The 19,928-nt window shown below is 63.4% G+C and carries 22 protein-coding genes; 10 read left to right on the top strand and 12 right to left on the bottom strand.

Going from position 1 to position 19,928, the window contains the following annotated elements:
• Positions 1-25 precede the first annotated feature (25 nt).
• The 8 genes from nuoN to AWB79_RS14260 all read left to right on the top strand — a co-directional run bounded on the left by nuoN (position 26) and on the right by AWB79_RS14260 (position 6,438).
• Complete coding sequence (nuoN, locus tag AWB79_RS14295) at positions 26-1,498, top strand: NADH-quinone oxidoreductase subunit NuoN (protein WP_061168088.1); 1,473 nt, start codon at positions 26-28, stop codon at positions 1,496-1,498.
• Entirely contained in the window at positions 1,498-1,818 is a 321-nt protein-coding gene (locus AWB79_RS14290) for a DUF2818 family protein (protein WP_061168087.1), read from the top strand. Before nuoN ends, AWB79_RS14290 begins: the two co-directional genes overlap by 1 nt.
• A 50-nt stretch (positions 1,819-1,868) precedes the next feature.
• The gene (locus AWB79_RS14285) at positions 1,869-2,468 is read left to right on the top strand and encodes an NUDIX domain-containing protein (protein ID WP_061168086.1); all 600 of its coding nucleotides are present in this window, start codon (positions 1,869-1,871) and stop codon (positions 2,466-2,468) included.
• Between the two features lie 203 nt (positions 2,469-2,671).
• Positions 2,672-3,121, top strand: a complete 450-nt coding sequence (locus AWB79_RS14280) for a DUF1178 family protein (RefSeq protein ID WP_061168085.1) — start codon at positions 2,672-2,674, stop codon at positions 3,119-3,121.
• 58 nt (positions 3,122-3,179) lie between these two features.
• Complete coding sequence (locus AWB79_RS14275) at positions 3,180-4,376, top strand: acyl-CoA dehydrogenase family protein (RefSeq protein ID WP_061168084.1); 1,197 nt, start codon at positions 3,180-3,182, stop codon at positions 4,374-4,376.
• A gap of 9 nt (positions 4,377-4,385) precedes the next feature.
• Entirely contained in the window at positions 4,386-5,501 is a 1,116-nt protein-coding gene (locus tag AWB79_RS14270; protein WP_061168083.1) for an acyl-CoA dehydrogenase family protein, read from the top strand.
• A gap of 20 nt (positions 5,502-5,521) precedes the next feature.
• Positions 5,522-5,980 carry a MaoC family dehydratase gene (locus AWB79_RS14265; RefSeq protein ID WP_061168082.1) on the top strand — a complete coding sequence of 153 codons (459 nt, stop codon included), beginning with the start codon at positions 5,522-5,524 and terminating at the stop codon, positions 5,978-5,980.
• Positions 5,981-6,000: 20 nt separating this feature from the next.
• Complete coding sequence (locus AWB79_RS14260) at positions 6,001-6,438, top strand: MaoC family dehydratase (protein WP_061168266.1); 438 nt, start codon at positions 6,001-6,003, stop codon at positions 6,436-6,438.
• 3 nt (positions 6,439-6,441) lie between these two features.
• Here the strand turns inward: AWB79_RS14260 and AWB79_RS14255 are convergent, their stop codons facing one another.
• From AWB79_RS14255 to AWB79_RS14225, 7 genes are read right to left on the bottom strand one after another with little or no spacing between them, the layout of a single operon-like run.
• On the bottom strand, positions 6,442-7,659 hold the full coding sequence (locus tag AWB79_RS14255; RefSeq protein WP_061168081.1) for an acyl-CoA dehydrogenase family protein: 1,218 nt from the start codon (positions 7,657-7,659) through the stop codon (positions 6,442-6,444).
• A gap of 19 nt (positions 7,660-7,678) precedes the next feature.
• Entirely contained in the window at positions 7,679-8,776 is a 1,098-nt protein-coding gene (locus AWB79_RS14250) for a phosphotransferase (RefSeq protein WP_061168080.1), read from the bottom strand.
• Between the two features lie 21 nt (positions 8,777-8,797).
• The gene (locus AWB79_RS14245; protein ID WP_061168079.1) at positions 8,798-9,523 is read right to left on the bottom strand and encodes a histidine phosphatase family protein; all 726 of its coding nucleotides are present in this window, start codon (positions 9,521-9,523) and stop codon (positions 8,798-8,800) included.
• Between the two features lie 6 nt (positions 9,524-9,529).
• Positions 9,530-10,318: an oxepin-CoA hydrolase, alternative type gene (locus AWB79_RS14240; protein ID WP_061168078.1), complete on the bottom strand. Its 789-nt coding sequence runs from the start codon at positions 10,316-10,318 to the stop codon at positions 9,530-9,532.
• Positions 10,315-11,856, bottom strand: a complete 1,542-nt coding sequence (locus AWB79_RS14235; RefSeq protein ID WP_061168077.1) for a 3-hydroxyacyl-CoA dehydrogenase — start codon at positions 11,854-11,856, stop codon at positions 10,315-10,317. The genes AWB79_RS14240 and AWB79_RS14235 overlap by 4 nt, the downstream gene beginning before the upstream one ends.
• A gap of 40 nt (positions 11,857-11,896) precedes the next feature.
• On the bottom strand, positions 11,897-13,078 hold the full coding sequence (locus AWB79_RS14230; protein ID WP_061168265.1) for a pyridoxal phosphate-dependent aminotransferase: 1,182 nt from the start codon (positions 13,076-13,078) through the stop codon (positions 11,897-11,899).
• 47 nt (positions 13,079-13,125) lie between these two features.
• A complete protein-coding gene (locus AWB79_RS14225) occupies positions 13,126-13,617 on the bottom strand; it encodes a putative toxin-antitoxin system toxin component, PIN family (RefSeq protein ID WP_061168076.1) in 492 nt (163 codons plus the stop codon).
• Positions 13,618-13,673: 56 nt separating this feature from the next.
• Here AWB79_RS14225 and yaaA point away from each other — a divergent pair, with 56 nt between their 5' ends.
• Together yaaA and AWB79_RS14215 are read left to right on the top strand one after the other, a co-directional pair.
• A complete protein-coding gene (yaaA, locus tag AWB79_RS14220) occupies positions 13,674-14,453 on the top strand; it encodes a peroxide stress protein YaaA (protein ID WP_061168075.1) in 780 nt (259 codons plus the stop codon).
• 39 nt (positions 14,454-14,492) lie between these two features.
• Positions 14,493-15,656 (top strand): M14 family metallopeptidase, encoded by a 1,164-nt coding sequence (locus AWB79_RS14215; protein ID WP_061168074.1) that lies wholly within the window; start codon positions 14,493-14,495, stop codon positions 15,654-15,656.
• A 108-nt stretch (positions 15,657-15,764) separates the two neighbouring features.
• Here AWB79_RS14215 and AWB79_RS14210 read toward each other — a convergent pair whose 3' ends face one another.
• From AWB79_RS14210 to AWB79_RS14190, 5 genes are all read right to left on the bottom strand, one after another.
• Positions 15,765-16,352 (bottom strand): BspC domain-containing protein, encoded by a 588-nt coding sequence (locus tag AWB79_RS14210; RefSeq protein WP_061168073.1) that lies wholly within the window; start codon positions 16,350-16,352, stop codon positions 15,765-15,767.
• Positions 16,353-16,499: 147 nt separating this feature from the next.
• Entirely contained in the window at positions 16,500-17,174 is a 675-nt protein-coding gene (locus AWB79_RS14205; protein ID WP_061168264.1) for an energy-coupling factor ABC transporter permease, read from the bottom strand.
• A 68-nt stretch (positions 17,175-17,242) separates the two neighbouring features.
• Positions 17,243-18,055, bottom strand: coding sequence for a LuxR C-terminal-related transcriptional regulator (locus AWB79_RS14200; protein WP_061168072.1), 813 nt, complete (start codon positions 18,053-18,055; stop codon positions 17,243-17,245).
• Between the two features lie 193 nt (positions 18,056-18,248).
• Positions 18,249-19,463: a DUF2863 family protein gene (locus AWB79_RS14195; RefSeq protein WP_061168071.1), complete on the bottom strand. Its 1,215-nt coding sequence runs from the start codon at positions 19,461-19,463 to the stop codon at positions 18,249-18,251.
• Positions 19,464-19,616: 153 nt separating this feature from the next.
• On the bottom strand, positions 19,617-19,928 hold a 312-nt coding region (locus tag AWB79_RS14190; protein ID WP_157695782.1), incomplete at its 5' end, for a hypothetical protein.

Raw genomic sequence — 19,928 nt, 5'->3', positions numbered from 1 at the left:
CGTCGTGCGGAGGAACTAAAAGATCATGCAAAACGCCTCTATGAGTATCTTGTGGCCCGACGCGGTTCTGATGGCGTCGGTCGTCCTGGCCTGGTTGAACGACACGGTGTTCGGCCCGAAGAGCCGCGGCACGACATATCTGATCGCGCTCGTGTCGACGATCGTCGTTGGCGTGTGGTTCGCCTTCACCGCGCTCGACCCGACGCCGCATTATTTCTTCACGCGCATGTACATCGTCGATCCGTTCGCGAGCGCGATGAAGGCCGTGGTGTGTCTGGGCTACGCGGTATCGATCATCTACTCGAAGAAGTATCTGGAAGACCGTGACCTGTTCCGCGGCGACTTCTTCCTGCTCGGTCTCTTCTCGCTGCTCGGTCAGTGCGTGATGATCTCGGGCAACAATTTCCTCACGCTGTATCTCGGCCTCGAACTGATGTCGCTGTCGCTGTACGCGGTCATCGCGCTGCGCAAGGACGTGCCACAGTCGAACGAATCGGCGATGAAGTACTACGTGCTCGGCGCGCTCGCATCCGGCTTCCTGCTGTACGGCATCTCGATGCTCTACGGCGCGACCGGCTCGCTCGAGCTGAACGAAGTGCTGAAGGCCGTGGCGTCGGGTCACATCAACGACGCGGTGTTGCTGTTCGGCGTGATCTTCATCGTCGCGGGCGTGGCGTTCAAGATGGGCGCGGTGCCGTTCCATATGTGGGTGCCAGACGTCTACCAAGGCGCGCCGACCGCGATGACGCTGCTCACCGGCGGCGGCCCGAAGGTCGCGGCGTTCGCATGGGGCCTGCGCCTGCTGGTGATGGGCCTGCTGCCGCTCGCAGTGGACTGGCAGGAAATGCTTGTGATCCTCGCGGCGCTCTCGCTGATCGTCGGCAATATCACCGGTATCGTGCAGAAGAACATCAAGCGGATGCTGGCTTACTCGGCCATCTCCAACATGGGCTTCGTGCTGCTCGGCCTGCTGGCCGGCGTGGTCGACGGCAAGGTGAACGGCGCAGCGGGCGCATACAGTTCGGCAATGTTCTACAGCATCGTCTATCTGGTGACGACGCTCGGTTCGTTCGGCGTGGTCATGCTGCTCGCGCGCCGTGATTTCGAAGCCGAAATGCTGGAGGACTTCAAGGGCCTGAACCAGCGCAGCCCGGTGTTCGCGTTCGTCATGATGGTCATGATGTTCTCGCTCGCAGGCATCCCGCCGACGGTCGGCTTCTACGCGAAGCTCGCCGTGCTCGAAGCGACGATGAACGCAGGTCTTACCTGGCTCGCCGTGCTGGCCGTGATGACCTCGCTGGTTGGCGCGTTTTACTACCTGCGTGTCGTGAAGCTCATGTACTTCGATGCACCGACGGATTCGTCGCCGATCGTGGCCGGCAGCCTGAACCGTTCGCTGCTCGCGTTCAACGGTCTCGCCGTGCTGGTGCTCGGCCTCGTGCCGGGTCCGCTGATGACGGCCTGCCTGACGGCAATCTCGCACACGCTGCCGCTGTAATGTCGGCGGCAGGCTGGTTCATCGTGCTGTTGGCGCTCGTGTTCGCCAACGTGCCGTTCCTGAATCAGCGCCTCTTCGCCATCGTCCCGTTGCCGCTTCCGGCGCCAACGGGACACCGTGCGGCGAAGAAGAGCGCGTGGATTCGCATCGGCGAGCTGTTCGTTCTTTACTTCGCGGTCGGCGCGCTGGGCTTCATGCTGGAGGCGCGCGCCGGCAACCGCTTCGATCAGGGATGGCAGTTCTACGCCATTACCTTCAGTCTCTTCGTGGTGTTCGCGTTCCCGGGCTTCACGTATCAATATCTCGTCAAACGCCGCTGACGGCCACCCGCCGTTCGCGGCTCGTTTGCTCGCAAGGCAAAGGGCTTTAGATGGCAGACCAATCCTCGATTCCCCGCAACGACGACGGCCTCATCGAAAAGAAGGTCGAAAGCGTCACGCTGCATGAAGGCAAGTTTCTGACGCTCAAGTGCGATACCGTCGAATTGCCCGACGGCAAGCACGCGACGCGCGAGTTCGTCGAGCATCCCGGTGCGGTGATGATCCTGCCCGTGTTCGACGACGGCCGCGTGCTGCTCGAACGTCAGTTCCGTTATCCCGTTGGCCGCGTGCTGCTCGAATTTCCCGCCGGCAAGCTCGATCCGAACGAAGACGAACTGACCTGCGCGAAGCGTGAGCTGCAGGAAGAGACCGGCTACACGGCGCGCGAATGGACGTTTCTCACGCGCATCCATCCGGTGATTTCCTATTCGACGGAGTTCATCGATCTTTACCTCGCGCGCGGTCTCGCCGCAGGCGATGCGAAGCTCGATGACGGCGAGTTCCTCGAAACCTTCATTGCCGACGAGGCGCAACTGATGAACTGGGTGAAGGACGGCAGCATCAGCGACGTGAAGACGATCATCGGCGTGTTCTGGCTGGAGAAGATTCGCTCGGGTGAGTGGAAGGCAGGCCAGACGAGCGAGGACTGAACGCGGCCGACATGGCCCAGGTAGTTGAGCGAAAGCGGCTATTCGAGCCGCTTTCGTCGTTTTCAGGCGACGCGAAGCGTCGGATGGGCCGAACGGCTAAAATGACTGACTGGTTCGCGTCGCGCGGAAATTTGCGTTGGTCATTTAAGCACGACCGTTCAAAAACAACCAATTTGAGATAAACTTCACCGAAACCCATCAGCATGAAGGTCCTCGATTTAAAGTGCTCGCACGAACATCGGTTCGAAGGCTGGTTTGCCTCGACCGAGGAGTTCGAGTCGCAGTTGTCGCGCAAGCTGATTGCGTGTCCGGTTTGCTCGACGACGGACGTGAGCCGCATGCCGTCCGCACCGCGCCTGAATCTTTCGTCGGCGCGCGGCGAAGCGGCGCCGCAACCAGCGCAGCCCGCGGCGGCGCCGAAAGCGGCGGCCTTGCAGGCGCGTGCGTTGCAGTTCATGCGCGAGCTGATCGAGAAGACCGAGAACGTGGGCGAGCGTTTTGCCGAGGAGGCGCGGCGCATTCACTATAACGAGGCGCCGGCGCGCAACATTCGTGGCGTCACGACGCCCGAGGATGCGCATGCCTTGCTCGAAGAAGGGATCGACGTGATGCCGTTGCCCGTGCCGGATGCATTGAAAGAGCCGCTGCAGTAAGTTTCGCGCGCGGCGTCTCTCGTGGCTCTGGACCGGGCCATGACTGGAGACACCGCGCATGGACCTCAGTTATTCCCCCGCCCACGACGCCTTCCGCGCCGATATCCGCACCTGGCTCGACGCCAACCTCCCGCGCCCACTGCGCGACAAGGTTCTGAATCACAAACGTCTGACTCGCGACGATTACGTCGGCTGGCACAAGCTGCTGACCACGTGCGGCTGGTCGGCGGTCGCGTGGCCGAAGGAATATGGGGGCCCCGGCTGGGACGTCACGCAACGCCATATCTGGGACGAGGAGTGCGCGCGCGCCGGCGCGCCGATGGTGCTGCCCTTCGGCGTTTCGATGGTCGCACCCGTGCTGATGAAATACGGCAGCGCGGCGCAGAAGTCACACTATCTCCCGCGTATTCTCGATGGCACCGACTGGTGGTGCCAAGGCTATTCGGAACCGGGTTCGGGTTCGGATCTGGCCTCGCTACGCACGCGCGCCGAGCGACGCGGCGATCACTACATCGTCAACGGACAGAAGACCTGGACCACCCTCGGACAGCATGCCGACATGATGTTCTGTCTCGTGCGCACCGACCCGCAAGCGAAGAAACAGGAAGGCATCTCGTTCCTTCTGATCGACATGAAGACGCCCGGCATCACGGTGCGGCCGATCATCACGCTGGACGAGGATCACGAAGTCAACGAAGTTTTCTTCGAGGACGTGCAGGTGCCGCTCGACAACCTCGTCGGCGAGGAAAATCGCGGCTGGACTTACGCGAAGTATCTGCTTGGCCACGAACGCACGGGCATCGCGCGCGTGGGGCAATCGAAGCGCGAGCTGCTGTTCCTCAAACGCCTCGCGCTCGAACGCAACAAGCAAGGCAAGCCGCTGCTGCACGATCCGCTCTTCGCCGCGAAAGTCGCCGCGCTCGAAATCGAACTGATGGCGCTCGAAGTGACCGTGCAGCGCGTGATCGCGAGCGAGGCGGGCGGCAAGGGCCCGGGGCCGGAAGCCTCGATGCTCAAGATCAAGGGCACCGAAGTGCAGCAGGCGCTAACCGAGCTGATGGTCGAAGCCATCGGACCGCAGGCGGCCGCCTTCGATCCCGCGTTCCTCGAAGGCGAATGCGAACACAGCAAAACTGGCGACGACGATGCCGCGCCGCTCGCCGCGTACTACTTCAACTTCCGCAAGACATCTATCTACGGCGGCTCGAACGAGATTCAAAAGAACATCATCGCGCAGATGATTCTGGGACTTTGAGGGGCGGCCATGGACTTCACTTTCAGCGACGAACAACAGCAGTTCCGCGATGCGCTGCGCCGTTACCTCGATCGCGAATATGCGTTCGATGCGCGGCAAAAGATCGTCGCTTCGGATGCGGGTGTCGATGCAAGGCATTGGGGCGCGTTCGCCGAACTCGGTCTGCTTGCGTTGCCGGTTCCCGAAGCGCACGGCGGCTTCGATGGCGGTCCGGTGGACATGCTCGTCGTCATGCAGGAGCTCGGGCGCACGCTCGTGGTAGAGCCGTATTGGGCGACAGCCGTGGGAATCGAGGCGTTGCGGCTGGCGGCGGCTGGCGGCGATCTGCTGGAACGCGCTGCGCGCGGCGAGCTGCGTTTTTCGGTTGCGTTTCATGAGCCACACGCGCGCTACGATCTCTTCGACTTGCGCACGATCGCGCGCGGCACTGGCGGCAACTTCACGCTGACCGGCACGAAGTCGATGGTGCAGCACGGCGCGCAGGCCGACTGCTGGATCGTGCCCGCGCGCATCGACGGCGAAGTGGCGCTGTTCACCGTCGGGAAAGAGGCGGCGAACGTGCACGTGACGGAATATCGCACGATAGACGGTCAGCGCGCCGCAACGCTCGTTTTCGATCAGACACCGGCGACGCGTCTCGGCGGCCAAGACACGGGCGCCGCGACGCTTGAGCGGATTGCCGATTACGCGACCTTCCTGTTATGCGCCGAAGCCCTCGGCGCGCTCGATGCGCTCAATCGCGCGACGGTCGACTACACGAAGGAGCGCCAGCAGTTCGGCGCGCCGATAGCGCGCTTTCAGGCGCTGCAGCATCGCATGGTCGACATGCTGATTCACACCGAGCAGGCGCGTTCGATCACCTATCTCGCGGCCGCGCGCTACACGAGCGATGACCCGGCCATGCGCGCGCAGGCCATTTCCGCCGCGAAGGCGCGCGTCGGACAGGCCGCCCGCTTCGTCGGACAGCAGGCGGTGCAACTGCATGGCGGCATGGGCATGACAAACGAGCTGCCCGCGGCGCACTGGTTCAAGCGCCTCTCGATCATCGAGACGACGCTCGGCGATGTCGATCATCATCTCGCGCGCTTTGCCGCGCTTCCCGCTTTCTCCAATATCGAACAATGACGCTGATCAGGAGGCGTTGCATGAAGTACGCGTATGAGGATTTCGAAACCGGTAGCGCGGTCCAGTTGAGCGCGCATACGTTCACGAGAGAAGAGATCGTCGGCTTCGCCGAGCGCTACGATCCGCAGCCGTTTCATTTGACGGAAGCGGCGGGCGAGGCGACGCATTTCGGCGGCCTCGTCGCGAGCGGCTGGAACACCTGTTCCGCGATGATGGGCATTCTCGTGCGCGACATGATCGGCAATTCCACCTCGATGGGCTCGCCCGGCCTCGACAACATCCGCTGGATCAAGCCGGTGCGCGTCGACGACACGGTGCGGCTCACGGTGCGCGTACTGGACAAGCGCGTGTCGAAGAGCAAGCCGGATCGCGGCATCGTGCAGACGCGCTGGGAAGCGCACAACCAGCACGGCGAGCTCGTGCTCACGGTCGATTCGGCCGCGCTGTTCGGCTTGCGTCATCCGGGCGGCGAAGCGTGAGCGTCGCGTCGTTGCAGAGCATGGCCGACGTGTTCGCGGCGGCGGGTTTCGCGCGTTACGTGAGCGACTGGACGATCATCGATCAGGCGCGCGTGGACCGCTTCGCCGAGGCCACCGAAGATCATCAATGGATCCACGTCGACGTCGAGCGCGCCGCGCGCGATTCCCCGTTCGGGGGCACCATCGCGCATGGTTTTCTGACGCTTTCGCTCGTGCCGATGTGGCTCGTGCAATGCGTGCCGCTGGTGGCGCGGATCAGCGTGAACTACGGCATGAACCGTGTGCGCTTCATGTCGCCGGTGCGCGTGGGCTCGCGGCTGCGCGCGGTCTTCGCGATAGAAGGCGCAAGCGAAGTCGAACCCGGCAACGTGCAGGTGAGCTGGCTCGTGACCGTGGAGTGCGAAGGCGCCGACAAGCCTGCATGCGTCGCGGAGTTCATCACGCGTCACGCGTTCTGACTTTCACTCGGCGTGCTTCGCGAACTCCAGCTTCGCGATCGCATTGCGATGCACTTCGTCGGGCCCGTCGGCGAGGCGCAGCGTGCGTGCCGATGCATACGCATACGCGAGCGGAAAGTCATCGCTGACGCCGCCCGCGCCGTGCGCCTGGATCGCCCAGTCGATCACCTGGCAGGCGACATTCGGCGCGACGACCTTGATCATCGCGATCTCGCCGCGCGCGCCCTTGTTGCCGACGGTGTCCATCATGTACGCGGCCTTGAGCGTGAGCAGCCGCGCCTTCTCGATCATGATGCGCGCCTCGGCGATGCGCTCCTGCGTGACGCCATGCTGCGCGATCGGCTTGCCGAACGCGACGCGCGCGAGCGTGCGCTTCGTCATCAGTTCGAGCGCGCGTTCCGCGAGGCCGATCAGCCGCATGCAATGATGAATGCGACCCGGCCCGAGCCGGCCCTGCGCGATCTCGAAGCCGCGTCCTTCGCCGAGCAAAATGTTCGATGCGGGCACGCGCACGTTCTCGAGCGTGATGTCCATGTGACCGTGGGGCGCGTCGTCGTAGCCGAACACGCTCAATGGCCGATGCACGGCGATGCCCGGCGTATCGGCGGGCACGAGAATCATTGACTGTTGTGCGTGTTTCGGCGCGTCCGGATCGGTCTTGCCCATCACGATGTACACCTTGCAGCGCGGATCGCCCGCGCCCGACGACCACCACTTGTGGCCGTCGATCACGTAGCTGTCGCCGTCGCGCGCGATGCTGCAGCGGATATTCGTCGCATCCGACGATGCCACTTCCGGCTCCGTCATCAGGAAGGCTGAGCGGATCTCGCCGCGCAACAGCGGTTCGAGCCATTGCGTCTTGTGCGCATCGGCGCCGTAGCGCTCAATGGTTTCCATGTTGCCGGTGTCGGGCGCGCTGCAGTTGAACACTTCGGGCGCCCAAGGCACGCGGCCCATGATTTCGCAGAGCGGCGCGTATTCGAGATTGGTCAGTCCCGCGCCGCGTTCCGATGCGGGCAGAAACAAATTCCACAGTCCTTCCTGACGCGCCTTTTCCTTCAGGCCCTCGATCAAATGCGTCGGAATCCACGCGTCGCCGGCCGCGCGATTCGACGCGATTTCCTCGGCGTATGCGCGCTCGTTCGGATAGATGTGCGCGTCGAAGAAGGCGAGCAGCTTCTCGCGCAACGCCTGTACTTTGGGCGTGTAATCGAAGTTCATGCGGATGTCTCCTGCGTGCTTATCGGCCGACTTTCTGCGCGTATTGCCATGCGAGTTCCGCCATTGGTCGCGCGCGCTTGCCAGCATCGACGGCTTGCTCGCTGGATGCGGTGCCATCGACGACGCGCTTCATGATGCCTTGCAGAATCGCGGCGATGCGGAACATGTTGTAGGCGAGGTAGAAGTTCCAGTCGCCTTCGATCGCGAAGCCCGTGCGCTCGCAATAACGCTTCACGTATGCGGCTTCATCGGGAATGCCGAGCGCGGCCCAGTCGAGTCCGGCGATGCCGCGAAACTGAGACGGATCGACATGCCACGCCATGCAGTGATACGCGAAATCGGCGAGGGGATCGCCGAGCGTCGAGAGTTCCCAGTCGAGCACGGCGAGCACGCGCGGCTCGTGCGGATGAAAGATGAGATTGTCGAGCCGGTAATCGCCGTGCACAACGCTGACCTTCGACTCCTGCGCGACAGGGATGTGCTGCGGCAGCCAGTCGATGAGACGGTCCATCGCGTCGATCTTTTCCGTCTCCGACGCGACATATTGCTTGCTCCAGCGTCCGATTTGCCGCTCGAAGTAACTGCCCGGCTTGCCGTAGCCGGAAAGCCCTGCGGCCTCTACATCGACGCTATGAAGCGCCGCGATCACGCGGTTCATTTCGTCGTAGATCGCGGCGCGTTCGTCGCGCGTCATGCCGGGAAGCGACTGATCCCACAACACGCGGCCCTGCACGAACTCCATCACATAGAACGCGCGGCCGATCACGCTTTCGTCCTCGCACAGCGCGAGCATGCGCGCGACGGGCACGTCGGTCGACGCGAGCGCATCCATCACGCGATATTCGCGTTCGATCGCATGCGCGGATGGCAACAGCTTCGCCGCCGGGCCCGGCTTCGCGCGCATCACATAACTGCGCGCGGGCGTGACGAGCTTGAAGGTGGGATTCGACTGACCGCCAGCGAACTGCTCGACGCTCAACGGCCCGCCGAAGCCATCGACATTCGCTGCGAGCCATGATGCGAGCGCTTCGGTATCGAAACGCTGTTTGTCCTGCACGGGGCGCGTTCCTTCGAACGCGGAGTAATCGGACTGCTTTTGAGTCTCGTTGTTTTGCATCGTCTCCTCCGGGCTACTGCGTCAATTCATGTCGCCGGCCTTGTAGCGCACGAATTGCGCGTAGAGCAGTTCCATCGTCGTGTTGCGCACATCGGCATGAAGCGGCGAGGGCGGTGAATGGTTGATCGCGTGCACGACCCAGTCGCTGGTCTTTGCGCCGACGTCGAGTGCGTTGATGCAGCCTGTCGCCTGCGACAGATGCCCGAAGAACGCGCGCCCGCCCGCCGTGATCGCATGCGACAGCAGCGCGCGGTTCACGCCGCCGTGCAGCACGAGCAGCACCGTGTCCCAAGATTGGTCTTCGCGCAGACGCGCAACCGCAGGCAGCGCGCGATCGAGCAATTCGCCGATGGTCTCGCCGCCGAGAAACCGCGTCTCCTCCGGCACGAGGCCATCGAACACGGAAAGAAACGCTCGCTCGATATCCGATGTCGTCAGGTCCTTGAGCTTGCCGCCGCGAATCTCCTGCCACTCGGGCCAGACTTCGATCTCGACCTGCTGACCCGTCGCGTCGAGCACGCGTTGCGCGGTTTCGAGCGTGCGCGGCAATCCACTCACGATCACGCGATCGAAGCGCACGTTCTGCGCGGCGAACTCGCGGCCTGCGGCGCTAGCTTCCTCGCGGCCGCGCTCGTTGAGCGGCACGCTTTCAGGATCGATCGCGCGGCCGCTGTCGTCGAAATAGGTGACGTCGCCGTGACGCATCAGGAAGATGCGGCGGCGCTTCGGCAATTCGTATTGGGCCATGTGCGCTCAACGATAGTTCGGTTGACGCTTCTCGAGAAAGGCGCTGATGCCTTCGAGCGCATCGCCGTGATGCAGCGCATCGACGAAGCTGTCGCGTTCCATGTCGAGATGCGCGGCGAGCGGCTGCACGTCGGCGGCGTTGATGAGCGATTTGATGCGCGCCATCGCTTTTGGCGACACGCTGCCGAGATCGTCGGCCCACGCGATGGCCGCATCGAGCGCGATGCCTTTCTTCGTCAGCCGGTTCACGACGCCCACCTCATGCAGACGCACGGCGCCGATCGGTTTCGCTTCGAGCAGCACTTCGCTCGCGAGCGTGCGCGGCAGCGCGCGCGACAGGAACCACGACGCGCCGCCGTCCGGCGTCAGCCCTACGCGTGCATACGACATGACGAAGCGAGCGTCGTCGGCGGCGACGATCAGATCGCACGCGAGCGCGAGCGAAAAGCCCGCGCCCGCCGCCGCGCCTTCGACCGCCGCGATGACCGGCTTGGTCGATGAACGCAACGCGCTGATCCACTCCGCCAGCATATCGATGCTTTCGCCTTGCACCGACGGGTCCTTCGCGCGGTTTTCGAGCAGCCGGTTCAGGTTGCCGCCCGCGCAGAAGAAGTTGTCCGCGCCGGTCAGCACGATCGCGCGCACGCTGGTGTCGCGCTCGGCCGTGTTGAGCGCCTCGATGCCGGCGGCGTACATGTCCGGATGCAGCGCGTTGCGCGCGCCGGGATTGGACAACTTGAGCACGAGCGTGGTGTCGCTGCCCGCGGGACGGTCTGTCAGTAATTCGGCGCTCATCTGAGCTCCTCGATATGGGTAAGCGAAAGTCCGAGCTGGGCGCGTCGCGCGAGCCACGGCGTGGGCCGGTAGCGCGGGTCGCCGAGCGTGTCCTGCATGTTGCGCAGGATCGTGAGGATGATGGCGGGTCCGAGCGCATCGCCGAGCGCGAGCGGGCCACGCGGATAGCCGAGCCCGAGCGTGACGGCGAGGTCGATATCGGCGGGTGTCGCGATGCCCTGCTGCGCGATATCGCACGCGATGTTCACGATCGTCGCCACGACGCGCTGCGCGACGAAGCCGGCCGAATCGCGGATCACGCTGACGGGCACGCCGTCGAAGGCGAACAGGGCGTTCGCCGCGTCGCGCATCGCGGGCGTGGTCGCGGGCGTCGTCATGATCGTGCGGCGCGCGACAGTGTCGAGCGGGAACAGCGTATCGACGGCAATGACGCGCGTCGGATCGAGATGCTCGCTGATCGCGGTCGTGGTCGCATCGAAACCGAGCGGCGTGACGATCAGCAGCGAGTCCGGCTCGGGCGTGTGGCCCGCGTCGATATGCACCGAGCAATCGCATTTGGCGATCAGCTTGAGCACCTGCTCGCGGCCTTCGTGCGATGCGCGGCTGATCCACACGCGCGTCGGCAGTTGCGTGGGCGCGGGCGCTTCGTCGGGCGCCTGCTGCTTGCCATCGACGTATCGATAAAACCCTTCGCCCGCCTTGCGTCCGATGAGCCCGCCCGCGAGCCGCGTGCCCGTGATCGGCGACGGCTTGTAGCGCGGCTCTTCATAGAACTGGTGATAGATCGATTCCATCACCGGATGCGAGACATCGAGCGCGGTCAAGTCGAGCAGTTCGAACGGCCCGAGCCGAAAGCCCGCCTGCTCGCGCATGATGCGGTCGATGTCCGCGAAGCTCGCGATGCCTTCGCTCGCCACGCGCAGGCCTTCGGTGTTCATGCCGCGCCCCGCGTGATTGACGATGAAGCCGGGCATGTCCTTCGCGCGGACCGGCGTGTGGCCCATGCGCCGCGCGAGGTCCATCAGCGCATCGCCGGCGCGCGGGTCGCCGCGCAGGCCGTCGATCACTTCGACGACGCGCATCAGCGGGACCGGATTGAAGAAGTGAAAGCCCACGACGCGTTCGGGATGTGCGCATCCGGCGGCGATCGCCGTGATCGACAGCGACGACGTGTTCGACGCGAGGATGCAATGCTTGCCGACGACCGCTTCGAGCTCGCGGAACAACTCGCGCTTGAGGTCGAGATTCTCGACGATCGCCTCGACGATGGCATCGCAATCGGAGAGCTCGGTCTCGTTGCCCGCGTCGCGAATGCGCGCGAGCGCCGCGTGCGCATCCGCTTCCTTGAGCTTGCCTTTGGCGGTGAGCTTCGCGAACGTTTCCGAAAGATACTCGCGCGCGGCGGCGAGCGCTTTCGGGTTCGTGTCGTAGATATGCACGTTCAGCCCGCCGAGCGCCGCGATCTGCGCGATGCCGCGCCCCATCGCGCCGCTGCCGACGATGCCGAGCGTTTGAATCTTGAAGTCTTGCGTACTCATGTTCCGGTCGACTCCTGGTTGTGGCGCGCACGCCGAAGGGTCAGAGCTTCGCGAGCCGCTCCAGCGCGAGCGCCAGCGTTTCTTCCTTCTTCGCGAAGCAAAAGCGCACGACGCCCGATTCGTGACTCTCGTGATAGAACGCCGACACTGGAATCGCCGCCACGCCGATTTCGCTCGTGAGCCATTGCGAGAACTCGGCTTCGGGCATGTCGCTGATCTTCGAGTAATCGACGCACTGGAAGTACGTGCCTTCCGACGGCAGCAGCGAGAAGCGCGTCTTCGCCAGACCTGCGCGGAAGAAGTCACGCTTCTTCTGATAGAACGCGGGCAGCTCCAGATACGGCTTCGGGTCCTCGAGATATTTCGCGAGTCCGATCTGCATCGGCGTGTTCACGGTGAACACGTTGAACTGATGCACCTTGCGGAATTCCTCTGTCAGCGCGGCCGGCGCCGCGACGTAGCCGATCTTCCAGCCCGTCACGTGAAAAGTCTTGCCGAAGCTAGACACGACGAAGCTGCGCTTCGCAAGCTCCGGATAGCGCGAGACGCTTTCGTGCGGGGCGCCGTCGTAGACCATGTGCTCGTAGACTTCGTCGGAGACGATCAGCACGTTGGTGCCGCGCACGATGTCTTCCAGCTTGCGCATGTCGTCGGCGTGCCACACGCGGCCGGTCGGATTGTGCGGCGTGTTGATCATCAGGAGGCGCGTCTTCGGCGTGATCGCGGCGGCGATCTTGTCGAACGGCAGCGCATAGTCGGGCGCCTCCAGAGACACGAATACCGGCTTGCCGCCCGCGAGCTCGATCGACGGCACATAGCTGTCGTACATCGGCTCGATCACGATGACTTCGTCGCCCGGATGCACGCAGCACAGAATCGCCGTGAGCAGCGCCTGCGTGGCGCCCGCGGTCACGGTGATCTCGGTGTCGGGGTTGTACGCGCGGCCGTAGAGCGCGTCGATCTTGCGCGCGATCGCCTGGCGCAAGGGCGCGGCGCCGGCCATCGGCGGATATTGATTGTGGCCTTCGCGCATCGCGTTCGCGACGGCATCGACGATGCGTGGGTCGCAATCGAAGTCGGGGAAACCCTGACCGAGATTGACCGCGCCTTTCTGCGCGGCGAGCGCGCTCATCACGGTGAAGATGGTCGTGCCCACATTGGGCAGACGCGACGGGAAAGCGAGCTCGGGCGGAGTCTGAGGCAATTCGTGCGTGGCGTTCATGGTCATGTGGGCAGTGGACTGTGGCACGCGGCTATTTTAAGACAGCATCAGCCGATGGCAGCGGGCGCGGCCGCGTGGGCTTCGAATTCGAGTACGAATGGCTTCGGCTCCGCGATGCGAAAGCCGAAGTCGCGCGCGACGCGGCGCGCGAGCTTGAGCACGGCGCGGTCCTTCGATACGAGCCAGCGGGCGCCGGAAGCGTACGCCAGTTCGATGAACTTCTGGTCGTCGCGGTCTTTACATTGGGGCAGCGGGCGGGCGTCTTCGGGCAGCGTCGCGGCGACGAGCGTGGAGAGGCACGCGACGCTCTCGAGCGCGGCGGACTTGTCGACGTTCATACGCGCGAACTGCGGATAGTCGAGCACGTGCGTCAGCTCCGCGAGGCAGCGCGCATCGATCAGCGCTTCGAGCGTGCGCGCCTGCAGGGCCGCATGAATCGGGCGTGTAGCGGGGTCGTCGAACACGAGGATGTCGATCCAGACATTGGAGTCGAGCACGACGCGCACGGGCGACGGCGGCAGCGCGGCGGAATTGTCCATTCGATACAATCAGGGGTTTATGCCAATGATCGCCGGCGGCGTGCCGGCGAGCCTACATGATAATCGTTCTCTCGCCCGCCAAATCGCTCGACTACGAGACGCCCGCTCACATCAGGAAGCACACGCTGCCGCAATTCGTCGATGACGCCGCTGAACTCATCGATGGTCTGCGCGGACTTTCGCCACAGCAGATCGGCGGCATGATGGGCATTTCCGACCAGCTCGCGGTGCTGAATTTCCAGCGCTACGCGGACTGGTCGACGACTTTCGACGAGCACAATTCCAAGCAGGCGGTGCTCGCGTTCAACGGCGACGTCTACGAAGGCTTCGCGGCAAAAACACTTTCGGCCGCCGACCTTGATTTCGCGCAGAGCCATGTGCGCGTACTGTCGGGTCTTTACGGGCTTTTGCGTCCGCTCGACCTGCTGCAGCCGTATCGGCTCGAAATGGGCACGCGCTTCGCGAATGCGCGCGGCAAGGACCTGTACGCGTTCTGGGGCGAGCGCATCACGGCGGCGCTCAACGAGCAACTGAAGAAGCAGCGCGGCGCGCGCGTGCTGGTGAATTGCGCCTCGGAGGAGTACTTCAAGTCGGTCAAGCCGAAGCTGCTCGCGGCGCCGGTCATCTCGCCGGTATTCGAGGACTGGAAGGGCGGACGCTACAAGATCATCAGCTTTCACGCGAAGCGCGCGCGCGGCATGATGGCGCGTTATGCGGTCGAGAACCGCATCGACGAGCCGGAAGCGCTCAAGGGCTTCGACACCGAAGGCTACAAATTCGATGCGAAGGCATCGAACGATTCGACCTACGTATTTCGCCGCCGCATTGCGGACTAAGGCGCGATTGCCGACACGACAGCAAGCAAGGACACGACGATGAGCTTCATCTCCATTTCAAGTAACTTCGATGCGGGCGCGATCGAAGTCCTCAACGCCGACGAACCCACGGACATTCGCCTGCGCATTCGTCCCGACTCGCATGCGGACTTCGCGCAATGGTTCTACTTCCGCGTGTCGGGCGCCCGCGGCGAGCGTCTCGTGATGACCTTCGAAAACGCGGCGCAGTGCGCGTTTCCGGAAGGCTGGCGCGATTATGAAGCGGTCGCGAGCTACGACCGCGTGAACTGGTTCCGCGTATCGACCGAATACGACGGACAGGTGCTGAAGATCGACCACACGCCCGACTTCGACCGCATCTATTACGCATACTTCGAGCCGTACAGCGAAGAGCGCCACTCGGAGTTTCTCGGCGCGGTCCAGCAGATGCCGCTCGCGACGCTGACCGAACTCGGCAGCACGGTGCAGGGCCGGCCGATGTCGGTGCTCTCGCTCGGCATTCCGGACTTCGGCGACGCCGAGCCTAAGAAGAAAGTGTGGATCATCGCGCGTCAGCATCCGGGCGAGACGATGGCCGAATGGTTCGTGGAGGGACTGGTCAAGCGTCTCGCGGGTTTCGGTGACTGGGCGGGCGATCCGGTCGCGCGCTCGCTGTTCGAGCGAGCCATCTTCCATATCGTGCCGAACATGAATCCGGACGGCAGCGCGCTCGGCAACCTGCGCACCAATGCGGCGGGCGCGAACCTGAATCGCGAATGGATGGAGCCGAGCGCGGAGCGCAGCCCGGAAGTGTTGTGCGTGCGCGAGGCGATCGCGGAAACCGGCTGCGATCTGTTCTTCGACATTCACGGCGACGAGGCGATTCCCTATGTGTTCGTCGCGGGATCGGAGATGCTGCCCGGCTTCACCGAGCGGCAGGCGAAGGAGCAAAAGGCCTTCGTCGATTTCTTCAAACAGGCCAGCCCTGATTTTCAGGACGTCTACGGCTACGAGTCGAGCAAGTATCAGACGGATGCACTGAAGCTCGCGTCGAAGTACATCGGCAACGAGTACAAGTGTCTGTCGCTCACGCTGGAGATGCCGTTCAAGGACAACGCGAATCTGCCGGATGAGAGCGTGGGCTGGAGCGGAGCACGCAGCGCGGCGCTCGGCGCGTCGATGCTGCAGGCGATCCTGTGGCATTTGCAGTCGGCCGCTGACTGACGACGTGCGTTCGCGGCATTGAAGCGCCGCAAAAGCGAAAAGGGCGTGGCCGCTTCGTGCGGCCACGCCCTTTTTTGCACCGTGTCTTCGACGCGCGATGGCTGCCGCTCAGTGCTTCTTGGTCGACTTCTTCGTGGACTTCGAGGTGCTGCCCGATTTGGCGGACGACTTCGACTTGCCCGATGAGGATTTGGTTTTGGCGCCGTGCTTGCCCTTGCTGCGTGTCGAGTGCGGCTCGGCGCGCGCGCGCAACGGCGGCACCGGGTCGTTCCAGCCGAATGCGAGCATCTGGCTGCCGACATAGCCGCAGCGGAACTTGAGCGGAGTCGGGTCGCGTTCGTCGTCCTTCGGCATGCCCTGACCTTCGACGGTCACGACATTGTCCACCTTGATGCGCTGCTTTTTCTCGTCGAAGGAATCGTTCCACGGTTCGATGGTGGAATGAGAAGCATCGAATGAGTTCGGCGGGAATTCCACGTGGTCGAAAGCCGTGGACGTGCTGGCGATAAAGTTGCCATGCGCGGCGCAATCCGCGACGAGCGGATTGGCGTTGAGGTCGGTGACGAAGTGGTGAATCAGTTCATTGCGCTCGTCGAGCGAATCGGCAAAAGCGGACACCGCGCATGCCAACGACGCGCATACCGCCAACCGGCCGACGAGCCGCAGGAGCCGGCGCGGTGCGTAGTTACTTTCCATCAATTTGGGCGCTAAGAAGACACGGGCAAGTAAGATGCGCCGTGTAGGGAATGAGTTCAATCTTATCGCACTTTGCATGCGCGACCATCGCCCGCATTCCGATACGCGGCGACGAGCCGCGTATCAGGCTGTTGCGCCAGGAGAAACCTACACGCGCGGACCGCGATCGAGACGATAGCGGCGCACATCGTAGGTTGTGATCCATGCGGGCTTGTAGACCGCGATCAGGATAGTGAGCAGGCCCGTGAACAGGGCCTCGCCCGCGCAAAGAAGGAGCGAGCCTCGTGTGAACGCCGCAGGCACGACGATCGGCCCGCCGGTGAGCGCCATTTCGAGCAGGATGGTGGCTCCGCACGCCGCAGCCACGGCGGCCGCCGACGTTACAAAACCATGCCCGGCGATGAAGGTGAAAAGGTTGCGCGGCAGACAGAGGTTGCTCAGGCGTTGCAGCAGCGTCGAGACCGCGACCGGCAGCGCGCCGAACAGGAGATAGGTGGTTGCCACCGTGAGCCACGATGCGTCGAGCACGACGGCCGCGAGTCCTGTTGTGGCTGCTGTGCCGATGAGCGCGAGCCGCCAGTCGAAAAGCGTGACCATCAGCGTCGCGCCCAGCAGATGGATGACGGGCCCGTCGTCGAACCATGCGTTGCATGCCCACAGCACCGTGACCGCGACGACGATGCCGAGCCATACGTGCTGCAGTGTGGCGTCCTGCAGGCGAGCGAAGGGACGTTGCAGTAGCGCGAGCGCGAGCACTCCCGCGGCGACGATCCAGCTGCCGACAGTAAGCCAAAGCGGTAGCGGTGTGTAGAAGAACCCCATGCCTTGCATATTACTCGTTGCGCGTGAAACGTGTGCGCAAAGGACGGACCCGTTCGACGGGTTTGTTGCTAGAACGACGACGAGTCCGGCTCCGCGGCCATCGGCAGCGCCTCCGCATCATCTTCGAGGAGTGACGGGTAACGCATCTGCCGCCGGCGCAGCGGGACGATACACGACTCGCCCGGTACGACGCGAACTCGCTTCGAGGTACTGCTGCGCAGAATCTCGAGATGCGCGGTTTGCACGCCGTTGTAGATCGCGACCGCGGCAGCGCGATTGGTCGCGCCCAATTGCTGGAAGATACTTGCAAGGTGGATCTTCACCGTGCCTTCGCTGATGCCGAGTGTCTTGGCGATCATCTTGTTGGTGCTCCCCATGTGCACGCAGCGCATGATCTGCTGCTGCCTGGGTGACAGCGTGGGATGGTGACGAAGCCTGATCGACGGTTTCGCGCTCTCCTGGGCGCGGCGTGCCGCGAGTTCACGCGTCAATTCCGGGTCGACCACATCAGCGGGAATGTAATGTCCGCCGGCCATCACCATTTCGAGCGCGCGAAGAATCAATAACGGATCAAGCGCCCGTGGAATTACGCCCATCGCGCCCGCGCTCATCAGCGAGTAGACGAGGGCGGCGCCGCAACGGTCAACCATGATGGCAGCCGGCACGCGAGGCGCTTCGTCGAGCAGGGTCTGCAGATCGCCACCGCGCAGCCCCGGTTCCCAGTCGATCACGATCATGTCGGGCTGTGATCGTTTCAGGGCGGAATGAGCTTGTCTCCAGTCTTTCGCCTCGTGGAACTGCGCTTGACGCGCGATACGGCGAAGCAATGTTTTGAGGCCCGCGCGGCGCTCTGCGTCGGAACCGATGATATTGATTTTCATGCCTTACCTCTGGTCGATACGCCCGGTGCTCTCATTCCGGGACTGCGCGCCGGCTGATGTGTCGGCGTCACGGCAATATTGACAAACTTGAGGTAATTGCGCCCCCTATCCGAACGGCATAGGCATAAATACACAAAAAACCCCGCGCGAGGGCGGGGTTAACACTGAGTGGGGCGCGCTTACAAGCCCGAAATCAATGGAAATGAGGCTGCGCAGGCTCCGCGTCTTCAGGCATTTCCGCGTGCACGATCTCACCGAGCGGATCGGCGTAGAGCGGCACGCCGCAGTCGTCGCAGAATTCCGGCTCGAAGCGTCCGGCATGGCGGCGCACGTCCGTGATGCCCGCCTTTTTGAGCAATTCGACGATCTCTTCGACCGGACCGTCGGCGCCATCGAGGTCGGCGGAATCTTCGTCCATGCCGAGTTCCCCGTTTTCGCGTCCGTAGAGCGGCCAGACGACGCCGTAGATCACATCGTTGCTGCCGCGGCGCGTGAAGCCGATGCGGTATTCATCGACACGCCGCTCGCCGAAACCCGCGATGACCGCGCGCAGGTCCTGCGGCGCGGTGCCGAGTGTATCGAAGAGATAGCGAACCGCGGTACGCACTGTATGCGGACGAACCTGCTCGTCTGCGTCGCGGCACGCCGAATAGTAGGCGTCGGGAAGCAGGCATTCGAATTCGCAGCCCGGCAGGATGGATGCGAAGCTCGGTCCGCCCTGGGCCACCCACTGCTCCAGACACTGACCCCGTTCGACTCGACTGCCGTTCTCGTCCTCCTGCCAGCGGAAAAACGCTTCGCCGGCCGGTACGACAACGAGAGCCAGCAGGAAGCGCGGGTCGGCCAGGATCGGCGACGTTTCCGGGAGATCGGACAGGTTCAGGCGTGCGGTGGCGCCGCCCAAGGCGGTCTGGAGCAGTTGTTGCGCGAGACGCGCGGTGTCGACGTGGTGTCGCGGCAACTGGTCGATGCTATAGAGATACGGCGCGACGGCCACGCGTGCGTCTGCGGCCAGTACATGTGCCTGCATCTGGGTGCGCAGGGCGTCGACGGCGTCGCTCTTGAGTGTGCCGGACGGAATCGCGTAGCGCGTCCAGGCAAGCACCGGTGCGGCGATCAGCAGTGCTTCATGCGGCGCGCCCTCGATATCGATCCTGAACGACTCGCTGTGCGTCTCGGCCATGTCGGCGAGCGCGCCGTAGGCGTCCGGATGGTTCTGTTGCAGATGGTCGAGCGCGGCGTCGAGCGTCGTCTGATTGCCGTTACGCACGAGCTTGGCGATGAGCGTGTCGAGGCGGGCTTCCCAGAAGCGATCCTCGACGCGGCTTCCGGACGCGAAAAGCGCCAGGGAGAGGCTGACGAGCTTCTCTGCGTCCGGGGGGATACGTTTTGCGATTCGCGAGCGCATATCGATACTTGAGTGAATTGGTGCGGTGAACCTTTAATTGTAGTCGCTCGGACCGAGGTTTAACCGTATGGCGTTGCGGCGCGCCGATTTGCCATGCGAATGGGCGAGTCGAGCGCATCGGATTTTTTGCGCAACGCCTTGCGCTTCCCCATCTCAATCACTAGAATTTCGTTCCTTCGCGATTCGACGAAGCGCGAAGGAAGCGGGAAAGGCGGTATCGGTGGAGTGCTGGGAGCGGCGGTAGATGACTCCGAGCGCGATCGGCGAGAAAGGAAGTTCGAAATTCTTGTTGACGAAAGCCGAAACGTTCTTCATAATCTCGTTTCTCTGCTGCTGACAACGCAGCGACGCAAGGCGGAAGTTGATGTGATGACTCTGTTTTGCGATGTGCTCTTTAAAAACTAACAGCCGATAAGTGTGGGCGCTTGATGCAAGTGCGGCTGGTTCTTCGGGATCAGCAATAGC

Source organism: Caballeronia hypogeia, assembly GCF_001544875.2.
Lineage (GTDB): Bacteria > Pseudomonadota > Gammaproteobacteria > Burkholderiales > Burkholderiaceae > Caballeronia > Caballeronia hypogeia.
The sequence above is the reverse complement of the archived record's forward strand: the minus strand, read 5'-3'. Positions and strand labels throughout refer to the sequence as shown.

Bases quoted from the DNA above. Each gene is read 5' to 3' on its own strand.
- nuoN (WP_061168088.1), top strand. From the start codon at position 26: ATGCAAAACGCCTCTATGAGTATCTTGTGGCCCGACGCGGTTCTGATG.
- AWB79_RS14290 (WP_061168087.1), top strand. From the start codon at position 1,498: ATGTCGGCGGCAGGCTGGTTCATCGTGCTGTTGGCGCTCGTGTTCGCC.
- AWB79_RS14285 (WP_061168086.1), top strand. From the start codon at position 1,869: ATGGCAGACCAATCCTCGATTCCCCGCAACGACGACGGCCTCATCGAA.
- AWB79_RS14280 (WP_061168085.1), top strand. From the start codon at position 2,672: ATGAAGGTCCTCGATTTAAAGTGCTCGCACGAACATCGGTTCGAAGGC.
- AWB79_RS14275 (WP_061168084.1), top strand. From the start codon at position 3,180: ATGGACCTCAGTTATTCCCCCGCCCACGACGCCTTCCGCGCCGATATC.
- AWB79_RS14270 (WP_061168083.1), top strand. From the start codon at position 4,386: ATGGACTTCACTTTCAGCGACGAACAACAGCAGTTCCGCGATGCGCTG.
- AWB79_RS14265 (WP_061168082.1), top strand. From the start codon at position 5,522: ATGAAGTACGCGTATGAGGATTTCGAAACCGGTAGCGCGGTCCAGTTG.
- AWB79_RS14260 (WP_061168266.1), top strand. From the start codon at position 6,001: ATGGCCGACGTGTTCGCGGCGGCGGGTTTCGCGCGTTACGTGAGCGAC.
- AWB79_RS14255 (WP_061168081.1), bottom strand. From the start codon at position 7,659: ATGAACTTCGATTACACGCCCAAAGTACAGGCGTTGCGCGAGAAGCTG.
- AWB79_RS14250 (WP_061168080.1), bottom strand. From the start codon at position 8,776: ATGCAAAACAACGAGACTCAAAAGCAGTCCGATTACTCCGCGTTCGAA.
- AWB79_RS14245 (WP_061168079.1), bottom strand. From the start codon at position 9,523: ATGGCCCAATACGAATTGCCGAAGCGCCGCCGCATCTTCCTGATGCGT.
- AWB79_RS14240 (WP_061168078.1), bottom strand. From the start codon at position 10,318: ATGAGCGCCGAATTACTGACAGACCGTCCCGCGGGCAGCGACACCACG.
- AWB79_RS14235 (WP_061168077.1), bottom strand. From the start codon at position 11,856: ATGAGTACGCAAGACTTCAAGATTCAAACGCTCGGCATCGTCGGCAGC.
- AWB79_RS14230 (WP_061168265.1), bottom strand. From the start codon at position 13,078: ATGAACGCCACGCACGAATTGCCTCAGACTCCGCCCGAGCTCGCTTTC.
- AWB79_RS14225 (WP_061168076.1), bottom strand. From the start codon at position 13,617: ATGGACAATTCCGCCGCGCTGCCGCCGTCGCCCGTGCGCGTCGTGCTC.
- yaaA (WP_061168075.1), top strand. From the start codon at position 13,674: ATGATAATCGTTCTCTCGCCCGCCAAATCGCTCGACTACGAGACGCCC.
- AWB79_RS14215 (WP_061168074.1), top strand. From the start codon at position 14,493: ATGAGCTTCATCTCCATTTCAAGTAACTTCGATGCGGGCGCGATCGAA.
- AWB79_RS14210 (WP_061168073.1), bottom strand. From the start codon at position 16,352: ATGGAAAGTAACTACGCACCGCGCCGGCTCCTGCGGCTCGTCGGCCGG.
- AWB79_RS14205 (WP_061168264.1), bottom strand. From the start codon at position 17,174: ATGGGGTTCTTCTACACACCGCTACCGCTTTGGCTTACTGTCGGCAGC.
- AWB79_RS14200 (WP_061168072.1), bottom strand. From the start codon at position 18,055: ATGAAAATCAATATCATCGGTTCCGACGCAGAGCGCCGCGCGGGCCTC.
- AWB79_RS14195 (WP_061168071.1), bottom strand. From the start codon at position 19,463: ATGCGCTCGCGAATCGCAAAACGTATCCCCCCGGACGCAGAGAAGCTC.